General features: G+C 61.1%; 11 protein-coding genes. 4 read left to right on the top strand and 7 right to left on the bottom strand.

Features of this window, described 5'->3' with window-relative positions:
• Position 1: 1 nt before the first annotated feature.
• The gene (locus ACQY1L_RS18545) at positions 2-724 is read left to right on the top strand and encodes an ABC transporter ATP-binding protein (protein WP_184655471.1); all 723 of its coding nucleotides are present in this window, start codon (positions 2-4) and stop codon (positions 722-724) included.
• A 40-nt stretch (positions 725-764) separates the two neighbouring features.
• Here the strand turns inward: ACQY1L_RS18545 and ACQY1L_RS18540 are convergent, their stop codons facing one another.
• The 3 genes from ACQY1L_RS18540 to ACQY1L_RS18530 are packed head-to-tail and all read right to left on the bottom strand — an operon-like array spanning position 765 to position 3,986.
• Positions 765-1,508 (bottom strand): SDR family NAD(P)-dependent oxidoreductase, encoded by a 744-nt coding sequence (locus ACQY1L_RS18540; RefSeq protein WP_430245448.1) that lies wholly within the window; start codon positions 1,506-1,508, stop codon positions 765-767.
• Positions 1,501-2,280 carry an SDR family NAD(P)-dependent oxidoreductase gene (locus ACQY1L_RS18535; protein ID WP_430245446.1) on the bottom strand — a complete coding sequence of 260 codons (780 nt, stop codon included), beginning with the start codon at positions 2,278-2,280 and terminating at the stop codon, positions 1,501-1,503. The genes ACQY1L_RS18540 and ACQY1L_RS18535 overlap by 8 nt, the downstream gene beginning before the upstream one ends.
• On the bottom strand, positions 2,277-3,986 hold the full coding sequence (locus ACQY1L_RS18530; protein ID WP_430245444.1) for an FAD-dependent oxidoreductase: 1,710 nt from the start codon (positions 3,984-3,986) through the stop codon (positions 2,277-2,279). The genes ACQY1L_RS18535 and ACQY1L_RS18530 overlap by 4 nt, the downstream gene beginning before the upstream one ends.
• Positions 3,987-4,102: 116 nt before the next feature.
• Here ACQY1L_RS18530 and ACQY1L_RS18525 point away from each other — a divergent pair, with 116 nt between their 5' ends.
• Both ACQY1L_RS18525 and ACQY1L_RS18520 read left to right on the top strand, forming a co-directional pair.
• Positions 4,103-5,002, top strand: coding sequence for a helix-turn-helix domain-containing protein (locus ACQY1L_RS18525; protein ID WP_062459325.1), 900 nt, complete (start codon positions 4,103-4,105; stop codon positions 5,000-5,002).
• Between the two features lie 85 nt (positions 5,003-5,087).
• Entirely contained in the window at positions 5,088-5,651 is a 564-nt protein-coding gene (locus ACQY1L_RS18520) for an NIPSNAP family protein (protein ID WP_113111566.1), read from the top strand.
• Positions 5,652-5,669: 18 nt separating this feature from the next.
• Here ACQY1L_RS18520 and ACQY1L_RS18515 read toward each other — a convergent pair whose 3' ends face one another.
• From ACQY1L_RS18515 to ACQY1L_RS18505, 3 genes are all read right to left on the bottom strand, one after another.
• Positions 5,670-6,944: an MATE family efflux transporter gene (locus ACQY1L_RS18515; RefSeq protein WP_430245441.1), complete on the bottom strand. Its 1,275-nt coding sequence runs from the start codon at positions 6,942-6,944 to the stop codon at positions 5,670-5,672.
• Positions 6,945-7,094: 150 nt separating this feature from the next.
• Positions 7,095-8,129, bottom strand: a complete 1,035-nt coding sequence (tdh, locus tag ACQY1L_RS18510) for an L-threonine 3-dehydrogenase (RefSeq protein ID WP_113111568.1) — start codon at positions 8,127-8,129, stop codon at positions 7,095-7,097.
• Between the two features lie 44 nt (positions 8,130-8,173).
• Positions 8,174-9,364 carry a glycine C-acetyltransferase gene (locus tag ACQY1L_RS18505; RefSeq protein WP_430245439.1) on the bottom strand — a complete coding sequence of 397 codons (1,191 nt, stop codon included), beginning with the start codon at positions 9,362-9,364 and terminating at the stop codon, positions 8,174-8,176.
• 746 nt (positions 9,365-10,110) lie between these two features.
• Here ACQY1L_RS18505 and ACQY1L_RS18500 point away from each other — a divergent pair.
• Positions 10,111-10,512 carry a response regulator gene (locus tag ACQY1L_RS18500; RefSeq protein WP_062459305.1) on the top strand — a complete coding sequence of 134 codons (402 nt, stop codon included), beginning with the start codon at positions 10,111-10,113 and terminating at the stop codon, positions 10,510-10,512.
• Positions 10,513-10,623: 111 nt separating this feature from the next.
• On the opposite strand, the gene ACQY1L_RS18495 is transcribed toward ACQY1L_RS18500, so the two are convergent.
• Positions 10,624-11,613, bottom strand: coding sequence for a sensor histidine kinase (locus ACQY1L_RS18495; protein WP_113166133.1), 990 nt, complete (start codon positions 11,611-11,613; stop codon positions 10,624-10,626).
• Positions 11,614-11,625: the final 12 nt, after the last annotated feature.

Raw genomic sequence — 11,625 nt, 5'->3', positions numbered from 1 at the left:
CATGCTGGAAGTGAAAAACCTCAATGGCGGTTACGGCCGTATCACAATCCTCAACGGGACGTCTTTCAGCATACCGAAGGCGTCCATCACCACGGTGATCGGTCCGAACGGCGCTGGCAAATCCACGGTGTTCAAGGCGATCTTCGGGTTGCTCAACATCAATTCCGGCTCCATCCACCTGGAAGGCGAGGACGTGACGCGAAAGCGCCCGGCCGACATGATTGCCCGTGGCGTTACCTACGTGCCGCAGGGCCGCAATGTCGTGCCGCAACTGTCCGTGCTGCACAATCTCGAACTCGGCGGCATTACCGCCAAGGATCAGGCGCGGGTGAAAATGCGGATGGAACAGGTGATGGACCAGTTCCCGATGCTGCGCCAGCGCAAGGACCAGAAGGCGATCGAGCTCTCCGGCGGCCAGCAGAAACAGCTTGAGATCGCCCGCGCGCTGCTGCTCGATCCGAAGCTGATCCTGATCGACGAACCGTCGATCGGCCTGTCCCCCAATCTCGTGCAGGAGGTGTTCCAGACGCTGACCCGCCTGCGCGACCAGGGCGTAACGATCCTGATGGTCGAACAGAATGCCAAGGCGGCGCTCGCCATGTCCGATTACGGGCTGGTGCTGGAACTCGGCCAGACGCGTATGTTCGACAAGTCGGATAAGCTGCTCAATGATCCGCGTGTCGGCCAGCTGTTTCTCGGCGGTCACATCGAGGATGCCGCCTGATCGATCCTCGCGATCGCATAACCTTTTCGGCGACGCGTTCTCAAGGGGACGCGTCGCCGAAATCACCGAACGCGGTCCAGCCGCCGTCGACCGGCAGCACCACGCCGGTGATCGCCGATGCCGCTGGAGAGGCTAGAAAATTGACGGCGGCCGCCACCTCCTCGGCCATGATCAGTCGCCCGATCGGCGTGCGGCGGCGAAGCGTTGGCAGATCGATCCGGCCTGCGGCCGCCAGCTTTTCCACCAGCGCCGTCTGCACGAAAGCCGGCGCAACGGCATTGACCCGCACACCACGCCCAGCCCACTCGCAGGCCATCGCCCGCGTCATGGCAACGATCCCGGCCTTGGCAGCACCATAGGCATTGCGCTTGGGAAGACCCGTCAGTCCCGCGATCGAGGACAAATTGACGATTGCGCCATCGCTACGCGCGACCATGCCACGCGCTACTTCCCGCGACATCAGAAACGTGCCGGCCAAATGCACGTCGAGGACGCGACGGAACGCCTCTATCCCCTGCTCCAGCGTTGGCAGGTGGCTGTCGCCGATCCCGGCATTGTTGACCAGCACATCGAACGGCGCTGAACCAGCTACCGCGGCCACCTGCGCCTCGTCGGTCACATCGCACGCCATGCCGCGATGGACATCGCCCAGCTCAGACGCCCGCTCAGCAGCCTTGTCGCCGTCGATATCGGCGATCGTGATGCGGTGGCCGCTTTGTGCAAGCGCTCGGGCGATTGCAAGGCCGATCCCGTCGGCGCCACCGGTGACCAGAGCTTCACGCATAACCAGGCCTCGGCACCATTCCCATCAGCGACTGCGACAGTCCCCCATCGACGAGGATGTCCTGTCCCGTGATGTAGGATGCGCGCGGCGAGGCGAGGAACAAAGCCGCGTTTGCCACATCTTCGGGGCTTGCGATACGGCGGATGGGGACCATGGCTTCGCGCCGCGCTTTGACCTGCGGATCGGCGTAGAAGGTTTCGGAAAGCGTCGTGCGCACCAGTCCCGGGCTCAACGTGTTCGAGCGGATGCCCTTCGGTCCCCATTCATAGGCAAGCTGTCGCGACAGCATCAGGATCGCCGCCTTCGATGCGGAATAGGCGCCGCTTGCGGGTTGAGGGTGGCTGCCCGAGATGCTTGCCACATGCACCAATGCGCCCCGCCCACGGGACATCATGCCGCGACCGAACGCCTGCGCGGTCACGAGATAACCCGTGAGGTTGACGGAGAGCATCGCCGACCAGTCGGCCTCGGAGACGCTTTCGAGCGGGCCGGGCCGCAGAATTCCGGCGTTGTTGATGAGGATATCAGCGCCTCCCTGCGCCTCGACCGCCTCCGCCGCTGCGGCAACGTCGTCTGCCCGCGACACATCACACTTGAGCGAGAAACTACCCATACCCAGTTCGGCAGCGAGCGACGCCGTCTGCGCCTCGTCACGGTCGAGCAGCACGACCCGCACACCTTCCGCAGCGAAGGCGCGCGCCAGCCCCTGACCGATGCCGCCTCCGGCGCCGGTGATGACGGCCGTCTTTCCCTCCAGTCCAAGCCAGCTCATGCCGCGTCTCCCTCCCCCGTCGCCGCCGGTGCGATCCCTGCGAGATAGCGCCCGGTGATCCAGCCGAATGTCATTGCCGGGCCGAGCGTGATCCCGGCACCGGGATAATTGCCGCCCATGATCGAAGCCCGGTCGTTACCAACCGCAAACAGGCCATCGATCACCCGGCCATCCCGATCGACGACCGCGCCCTCCACTGTGGTTTTCAGTCCGTCGAACGTTCCGAGGTCGCCGATTTCCAACCGGACGGCGTAGAACGGCCCTTGCTCCACAGGCGCAACCGAAGGGTTGGGCTTGTGGTCGGGATCGGCGAGGTATCGGTTGAAGGTCGTCTCGCCCCGATGGAACTGTTCGTCTAGGCCTTGCCTGGCGCCCCGGTTGAATTCGGCCACGGTCGCCACCAGACCGGTCGCATCGATCCCGCAGACCTTGGCGAGATCGGCAAGCGTCTTGCCTTTCTTGAGGTACCCGTTCCGTAGCCACGGCAGGAGTGGCACCGGCGCCGGCTTTGCGTGGCCAAGACCATACTTGCGGATCGCCCGATGGTCGCAAATCAGCCACGCGCCCCCCTCGCCCGCCGCAACCATGGCAGCGCCGACATCGTGGTAGCTCTCGCTCTCATTGGTAAATCGCCGGCCATTGGACAGAACGGCGATCATGCCCGGCTTGTAGCGATCGAGCAGATGCGGAAAATAGCCTATGCCTGGCACACGGCTGATCGGCATCCAGGCGGCCGGCTGGGCGAATTGGGCATCAAATGCGCCGCCTGCCTCTTCGCCGAGACGGATGCCGTCACCGGTATTGCCCTCCGGTACCGGCGAAAAATGCTCACCGCCTGCCTTGAGATGGGCGTAGATCCCGGCTCGCCTCGCGAGATCCTGCGCATATCCTCCGCAAGCAAGGACTACGCCCCGCCGGGCGACGATACGGCCGGGTGACGCGCCACCGACCTCGACACCGGTGATACGACTACCGTCCTTGGTCATCCGTAGCGCCGGCGTATCGGTCAGGATCGGAATATCGAGATCGAGACAGGCTGCGGCCAGCCGCGCTGCCAGCGCGTTGCCGCTCGTGACCTGGACGCCGCGGCCGTGACGCACAACCTCGCCGGCATGCGCGACAAGGCGTTTCATCACGTAGGAAAACGAGGTCAGCGATTTGGTGGCGTTGAAGAAATGCCTGATATCGGCATTGGACGAGTTGAACATCATGCCCATGAACGTGATCGAGCCGAGCGGCGGCCGCAGCCGGGCAAGATCGCTGCCGAGCACGCTGCTGTCGAAAGGCGCCGCCAGCACCGAGCGCCCGACATCGACGCCGCCATCCACCGTCGGGTGATAGTCCGGGTAAAGCGTGGGGACGAATTTCACCACCGTCTCGCGTTCGAACCAGTCGAGCATTTTCGGACCGGCCTCGAGAAACGCGTCGATCGTTTGCGCGTCGAACCAGTTCCCGGTCTCGGCCTTGAGGTAACGGCGCGCCGCGTCGCGCGTATCGTTCGGGTTGTTCGATTTCCCGTGCCGGTTTCCAGGTATCCACAGCACGCCACCCGAAAACGCGGTCGTGCCGCCGAATACCGGCTCCTTCTCGATCACGATGACCGACAGGCCGTGTTTCCTCGCCGTGATCGCGGTGGCAAGCCCTCCCGCGCCCGATCCGACGACCAGCACGTCACAGACGTGCCCCTCCTCCCTCTTCGGCTCCATCCGCTTCTCCCGGTCGCGTTTGATGGAGATCTTGCTAACCCGCATACCGGGGATGACCAATGGACGCCGTCGCGCAATTGTTGCACTATTTGGCAGGGAGATAATGAGGAGCACACATGGGAAGCTTGGCCGCAGGCGGCATTCCGCTTTACTATCTCTATGGCGATCAGGGTGCCGACGTCGATCTGGACTTCCTGCATATCGAACCCTTGCGTGACCGCAGCGGGCCAAACGATTGGAGAATTCGTCCGCATGCCCATCCGGACCACATGCAGGTTCTGCTCGTTAGAGAGGGGGGTGGAACGATCCGCATGGAGGATCAAATCTCATTCATACCCGCGCCTGCGATCATGGTCGTTCCAGCCGGAATTGTTCACCAGATCGATTTTGATCCGGGGACTGACGGCTACGTGGTGACGGCCGCACTCGGTTGCCTGAAGGCAGCGTCAAGCTCGGACCCGCGGCTCGAAACGGCCGCATCGAGACCGGCAGTCTACCCGATCGAAGGAACCGGCGTCAGCATTCCGGCCGTCGTCGATACGTTTCACTGGCTGCATCGGGAATTCATCTGGTCGGCACCTGGCCGGCGCATATCGATGATGGCACACTACATGCGGCTGCTCGTGATCGTGCTGAGGCTTAACATCACCCATGACGAGACCGGTATATCCACGCCAGACCGGGGTTATGATCTGCTTTTGCGCTACAGGGCCCTTCTGGAACGCCACTTCCGGACGGAGCGATCCTTGACCTTCTACGCGAAAGAGCTGGCGGCGACGCAGGCGCGGCTCAATGCGGCCTGCAAGGCTCGCGCCGGCAAGACCGCGTCGGACCTGCTCTACGAGCGGCTGTTGATGGAAGCCAAGCGCTACCTCGTCTATACCGAGAGCAGCGTCGCGCAGGTGGCCCATATGACCGGTTTCGACGACCCCGCCTATTTCAACCGCTTCTTTACCCAGCGTGTCGGAATCTCTCCGGGGACCTATCGCAAACAGGCGGCACGACACGACAACTGATAGGCTCAATTGTCCAATCTCTTGCAGACCTTATCCATGTTCGCGGCCGGTCCGGCGTGCCAGATTGACGCGATGGGAGACGGTGATGATCCACGAATGGCGAACCTATCAGCTAAAGCCGGGCGCAACCGGCGAGTACCTCGCGCTGCTTGCAGACCTCGGGCTTCCACTTGTGACACGGCACCTGCCACTTCTCGGCTACTGGCAGGCGGAAACCGGCCCTCTGAACGTGATCCACCATCTCTGGACCTATGCGGACTGGGCTGAACGCGAAGCATGCCGCGCCGCACTCTCGAATGAAGAGGCTTGGGTAAACGGCTTCATCCCCCAGGCTTTCCCGATGGTGTTGCAGCAGCACAACTATCTGGCGACGCTTGGGCGCGGATCACCCGTTTTCGACACGGCCGTCGCCGACCGTCACAGGCAGCATGGCCCACGGCCCGCAGGCACGCCCTTATTTGCCCCTGACTGTGCAGGATTGGTGACCGGGCATGCGCCGCCTGATGCGGTCGCGCTGCTCGAGCCGTTTTCCGGTTCAGTTAGAGGTCCACTTGCCCTGCTTCCACGTCACGCTGATCCGTTGAGGTTCGTCGGTGGGTATGACGGACAGCACACCGTGCTTCGCCCCTTGTCATTTTCGCCGCTATGAGCGCTGTGCAAATTGCCGCTACACCTGCGCAAATGTCTCTTTCAGTTTCAAGCCGAGCGTTACCGCACGCGCTATCATCAGGATCATCATCGCTGTCCACAACCCTTCATTTCCCCAGATCTGCTGCAGACCATAAGCGGTGGCGATGAAGATGCAGGTGGAGATGATCATGCTGTTGCGCATATCGCGGGCGCGCATGGCTCCGATCATGATGCCATCAAGCATGAAGCTGGTCACGGAAACGAGCGGCAACGCGATCAGGAAGGGAAGCAGGGCAATGGCGGCGGTACAGACATCTTCCTGATCGGTGAGGAGCGAGACGATCGATGAGCCAGCGAAGGCGTAAACGACCGAAAACAGAAACGCCACCAGCCCCGACCACACAAACGCGGCCTTGATCACCTGGGCAAGCGCCTTTTTTTGCCGCGCGCCGATGACTGAACCGACCAGGGTTTCAGTGGCGTTCGCAAACCCGTCCAACCCATAGGATGTAAAGCCGTGGAGGTTGAGAAGGATGGCATTGGCGGCGAGGATCGTGTCGCCTTCCTTGGCACCGCTGCGGGCAAACCAGCCGAAACAGAGCAGAAGGAAGAAGCTCCGCAGAAAGATGTCCCGGTTGACCGCGACCAGCCGTCGAAGTGCCAATCCGTCCAGCAGCTCTTTCATCCGCACTGCGGGATGTGCACCGAACGGCTTGATGATGAAGAGGCCTGCGATCAAGGCCACCCATTCGGCAAGGGCGGTCCCCGCCCCAATCCCGGCGACACCCCAGTCGAAAACAAGAACCAGCGTGAGAGTTGCGAGCAAGTTGACGATGTTAAGGGCGACTTGTAGCGCCAGTGAGATCATCACGCGCTGGCAACCGAGAAGGTAGCCGAGAAGGACAAAATTTCCGAGCGTCGCAGGCGCTGACCAGATTCTGGCGAATGCATAATCCGACGCGCTCCGGTAGACCGCTTCACTGCCGCCGAGGAATCCGAGTCCGATCTCGATGATCGGCTTTTGCAGCAGGATGATCACGGCACCGCCGGCAGCGGCGATAAGCAGCGCCCGAAACAGATGCATGCGCATGAGCGTGCTATCTTTGGCACCCCATGCCTGGGAGACCAGACCGGTCGTTGCCATGCGCAGAAAACTGAAACTCCAGAAAAGGAAATTGAACAGCACGCCGCTCAGCGCGACCCCGCCGAGAAAGAAAGACCCCGGGAGATGTCCCGCCACCATCGTATCGACAAGTGACAGGATCGGCTGAGCCAGATTTGCGAGAATGATGGGAAGCGCCAGAAAGACCATCCGACGGTTCCAGTTTTCATTTGCTCCCTGTTCCGGCAAGATGGTCATAAGCCGAAAGGGCCTAAGCAGAAGAGCTTCGCCTGCCCTATAGTCTTGATCGACATCGTATTGCCCCCATCGGTCGGCTTTTTGTTGGACCTCATGTTGGCTTCACCAGTCCATGACGACCTTTCCGGAATTGCCGGAGCGCATGGCCTCGAACCCGTCTCTGAAGGAGTCGATGCCGATGCGGTGGGTAATGAGAGGCGAAAGGTCGAGGCCGCCCTGCACGAAGGCGATCATCTTGTACCAGGTCTCGAACATTTCCCGCCCGTAGATGCCCTTGAGATTGAGCATCTTGAAGATCACCTTATTCCAGTCGATCTCGAACCCGGTCGGCGCGATGCCGAGAATGGCAATCTTGCCGCCATTGTTCATCTTGTCGATCATGTCGCGGAAGGCGGGGGCCGCGCCCGACATTTCCAAACCGACATCGAAGCCCTCGGTCATACCGATGCGCTTCATCACGTCCGACAGGTTTTCCTTGGACGCATCGACGACGTGGTCGATGCCGAGCTTTTCGGCAAGTGCCAGACGCACCGGGTTGATGTCGGTGATCACGACCTTGCGGGCGCCCGAGCGCTTGGCAACCATCGCACCCATGATGCCGATCGGACCGGCTCCGGTCACCAGGACGTCCTCGCCGACCAAATCGAAGGAGAGAGCGGTGTGCACGGCGTTGCCGAACGGATCGAAGATCGCGGCAATCTCGTCCGGCACATCATCCGGGATCGGCACGACATTGTCTTCGGGAATGCAGACGAATTCGGCAAAAGATCCGGGCCGGTGGACACCCACGCCCAACGTGTTGCGGCAAAGGTGTCCGCGCCCCGCGCGGCAGTTGCGGCACTTGCCGCAAACGATATGCCCCTCGCCGGAGACGCGCGCGCCGACCTGGACCTTGGTGACCGCAGAGCCCACCTGCGCGATCTCACCGCAGAACTCGTGGCCGACGACCATCGGCACCGGAATGGTTTTTTGGGCCCAACTGTCCCAGTTCCAGATATGAACGTCGGTGCCGCATATCGCGGACTTCTTCACCCGGATCAGCACGTCGTTGGGGCCGGGGTCCGGAACAGGGATATGCTCCATCCAGAGACCGGTTTCGGCTTTCGACTTGACGAGGGCGCGCATCATGTTGGTCATCGAAAAATTCCTGTCAATGAGTTGGATCGGTTCGGGCCGGGCATCTACTCGATCACGCGCAGTTCCCTGCCGACCTCTTCGAACGCCGCAATGGCCCGGCGCACATCGTCCTCACTATGCGCCGCAGACATCTGGGTGCGGATACGCGCCTGGCCTTTCGGTACGACCGGGAAGGCGAAGCCGACGACGTAGACACCCTTTTCCAGCATCCTCGCCGCCATGTCCTGCGCCAGCGACGCATCGCCGAGCATAACGGGAATGATCGGATGCCCCTCGCCCGCCAACGTGAACCCAAGCTTGCTCATTTCATCGCGGAAGAGGCGGGAATTGGCTTCTAGCCGGGCGCGCAATGCGTCACCATTGTCGATCAGGTCAAACACCTTCAGCGAGGCGCTCGCAATCACCGGAGCGAGGGTGTTGGAAAACAGATAGGGACGCGAGCGCTGGCGCAGCCAGTCGACCACTTCCTTCTTGCCGGACGTATAGCCGCCGGATGCACCGCCGAGCGCCTTGCCGAGCGTGCCGGTGATGATATCCACCCTGCCCTCGACGCCGCAATGTTCCGCCGAGCCGCGACCGTGCTTGCCGACGAAGCCGACGGCATGGCTGTCATCGACCATGACCATGGCGCCATATTTCTCGGCAAGGTCGCAGACGCCCGCAAGATTGGCGATGATGCCGTCCATCGAAAACACGCCGTCTGTGGCGATCATCTTGAACCGGCTGCCTTCGGCCTTTTTCAGTTCCTCCTCCAGCGCCGCCATGTCGTTATTGGCGTAGCGGAAACGTTTCGCCTTGGAGAGGCGCACCCCGTCGATGATCGAAGCGTGGTTGAGTGCGTCCGATATGATCGCGTCCTCCTCGCCGAGAAGCGTCTCGAACAATCCACCATTGGCATCAAAGCAGGACGAATAGAGGATCGTACCCTCCAATCCCAGAAACTTCGAAATCCGGTCTTCGAGCTGCTTGTGCTCTTCCTGCGTCCCGCAGATGAAACGCACAGATGCCATGCCGTAGCCGTAACGATCCAGCGCGTTCTTGCCGGCTTCGACCAGTTCGGCGTTGTCGGCAAGGCCAAGGTAATTGTTGGCGCAAAAATTTAAAACCTTGCGACCAGATGCGACTTCGATCTCGCCGGCCTGTTTGGAAACGATCACCCGCTCGGTCTTGTAGAGACCCGAAGACCTCAGACCCGCAAGTTCGGTGGAGAGATGTGCGAGGAATGCGTTGCTCATTGTGAATGCAACCTTGTTTGCCTCCGACGCATCCGCGTCGCGGCTTGGAGAAATTCGGATATGGGACAGGAGAAGCGCGTTGACGCTCCTGCCTCCCCTGCCTCGACCTTAAGCTGCTCGGTCCGTTTGCCGGACGATGAAGCAATGATCGAAGGCTTACGATGGTCACGCGGCCGAGGGTGCAAACCCGTTTTGGCAAAGGGTCTTTAATTCATCCAATGACATTACGTCTAGATCAAGCGCGTTGAGAAGATCGTTCTCAGCCGCGAAATCACGCCCGTACATCGCCGAGAAGATCCGGACACCGGCTTCGTGGAGCCGGTACCGTCTCGTGACATGGATCCTGCGCGTTGCAGCAAGGCGCGCGACGTACGTGCGCCAGACCCTACCGGACATCTGAACACACCCGTGTGTTCAGATGTCCGGTAGGGTGCATTTCTGTCTTTTGGCCGTCGGCCGGCAGCGCAACGACCAACATGTTTGCGTCTTTTCCCTGGGTGGCCGCTTCGGTCACAGCCGTGGTGTTGAAAGCGCCGCCGATCGCCCATCGGCTACAAAAGATTGTCCCCACACCCGAAGCAGACCAAAGGATACTGCCATCTCCGTGCTACTCACCGAAAGCTGCCACTGCCACTGCAATCCAACGCACTAGCCGGAAAGGCCAATGCAGTTGTCTGATACCCACTGCGTTTTTTGGAACGATAACCGCGTCGGTCTGTTGTAGGGCCACATGCAGGGAGTGGGACATGCGCAAAGTACTGGTGGTGGACGACGAGGTGTTGATCCGGATGACGGTCACAGACGCCCTGGAGGATGCGGGGTTCGAGGTCATAGAAGCCGGCACGGTGGACGAGGCCCTGGACAAGATTGACGACGGGACCATTCACTTCCTGTTCACGGATATCCAGATGCCAGGCCTTCTGACGGGTGTGGACCTTGCCCACGAAGTCGCCGCTCGCTTCCCTCACGCCGGGATCGTGGTTGCCTCCGGTCGCATCACGCCCGGTGAGATCGATCTGCCATCTTCGGCACAATTTTTCTCCAAGCCGTATGACCTTGATCTGATCGTTGCGCGCTTCGAGTCGATGTCGAAAAGCGCTGATCAGCGCGCTTCATCTAGCCATGTTTCCGAAACAAGCGGACGCTAACTTATTCACCGGCAACCGAGGCGACCGCGCAGACGTTCAACGACAAAACAGCTGCGCGTTAGCCCGTCGGTTTTCCGGCGCGGGCTTGCGGCCGAGGCCTTTTCCAAGCGGTCAAGAGGCAAGCCGGCTCGTGTCGATGATAAGCGTGACCAGCGCTCCGTCCGGTGTCCAGTTATAGGAGATCGTTCCTCCAAGGTGAGCGGACATGGTACGGTCCAGCATTCTGCTACCGTAGCCGGCCGGGCCCTGTGGGAAGACAACCTCGGGCCCGCCCTGCTCGATCCAGGTCACCATCAGATTGTTCTCCTCGACCGATCCGGACACATCCAGTGTTCCGGTGCCGACTGACAGGGCGCCGTATTTCAGTGAATTCGTGGCGAGTTCGTGGATCACCAGCGAGAGGCCTGTGGCTGCCGCCTCTCCCACGCCCATCCTTGGAACTGCTACCCGAATACGGCCAGCAAACGCCGCCGTCTCGTCATAGGGGGAGAGCAAGATCGTGATCAGGTCACCGAGAAGAGCGGCCTTGCCCTGCCCGCCAGGTAAAGGCCGGACAAGGTCGTGAGCACGGCCGAGAGCGGTTAGCCTTAGAGTGAGCTGTGAGGTCATATCGGCGATCGAACTCGAGGACCGGGATGTCATCTGCGTCAGCCCTGACGCGATGGCGAGCAGGTTCTTGACCCGGTGGCTCATTTCTCCGGCGAGAAGCTCATGCCCTTCTTCAGCCTGCTTGCGGCCTGTGACATCGAGAAAGATGCCGGTCATCTGCCGAGCCAGAATATCCTCATCGCTCCCCTGACCGCGTGCTGAGATCCAGCGAACTTCAACATCGCTCATGATCCTGAAGTCGATCTCGTAAGGTCCAACGACGGCACGTGTTGCCGAGAACGCTGCCCTCACACGATCGCGGTCGGCCGGATGGACCTTGGCCGACAGGTCCTCAAAGGACAGGACGCCATCGACCTCCAAATCCCATAGTGCATATCCACGCTGGTCCATCGTGAACGCGTCCGTATCGACGTTCCAGGTCCACAGCGCCACGCCTGCCGCCTTGATCGCGCGTCGCAGCTGACCGGATGTCCACTCGGTGTTCTGGTCCATCAAGATGGCATC

The sequence above is a fragment of the Neorhizobium sp. DAR64862/K0K3 genome, assembly GCF_050500185.1.
GTDB lineage: Bacteria > Pseudomonadota > Alphaproteobacteria > Rhizobiales > Rhizobiaceae > Neorhizobium > Neorhizobium soli.
This window is presented reverse-complemented; position numbering and strand designations above follow the sequence as displayed.

What these genes read in the sequence shown, in the direction of transcription:
- ACQY1L_RS18545 (WP_184655471.1), top strand. Translation starts at nt 2, where the DNA reads ATGCTGGAAGTGAAAAACCTCAATGGCGGTTACGGCCGTATCACAATC.
- ACQY1L_RS18540 (WP_430245448.1), bottom strand. Translation starts at nt 1,508, where the DNA reads ATGCGTGAAGCTCTGGTCACCGGTGGCGCCGACGGGATCGGCCTTGCA.
- ACQY1L_RS18535 (WP_430245446.1), bottom strand. Translation starts at nt 2,280, where the DNA reads ATGAGCTGGCTTGGACTGGAGGGAAAGACGGCCGTCATCACCGGCGCC.
- ACQY1L_RS18530 (WP_430245444.1), bottom strand. Translation starts at nt 3,986, where the DNA reads ATGGAGCCGAAGAGGGAGGAGGGGCACGTCTGTGACGTGCTGGTCGTC.
- ACQY1L_RS18525 (WP_062459325.1), top strand. Translation starts at nt 4,103, where the DNA reads ATGGGAAGCTTGGCCGCAGGCGGCATTCCGCTTTACTATCTCTATGGC.
- ACQY1L_RS18520 (WP_113111566.1), top strand. Translation starts at nt 5,088, where the DNA reads ATGATCCACGAATGGCGAACCTATCAGCTAAAGCCGGGCGCAACCGGC.
- ACQY1L_RS18515 (WP_430245441.1), bottom strand. Translation starts at nt 6,944, where the DNA reads ATGGTCTTTCTGGCGCTTCCCATCATTCTCGCAAATCTGGCTCAGCCG.
- tdh (WP_113111568.1), bottom strand. Translation starts at nt 8,129, where the DNA reads ATGACCAACATGATGCGCGCCCTCGTCAAGTCGAAAGCCGAAACCGGT.
- ACQY1L_RS18505 (WP_430245439.1), bottom strand. Translation starts at nt 9,364, where the DNA reads ATGAGCAACGCATTCCTCGCACATCTCTCCACCGAACTTGCGGGTCTG.
- ACQY1L_RS18500 (WP_062459305.1), top strand. Translation starts at nt 10,111, where the DNA reads ATGCGCAAAGTACTGGTGGTGGACGACGAGGTGTTGATCCGGATGACG.
- ACQY1L_RS18495 (WP_113166133.1), bottom strand. Translation starts at nt 11,613, where the DNA reads ATGGACCAGAACACCGAGTGGACATCCGGTCAGCTGCGACGCGCGATC.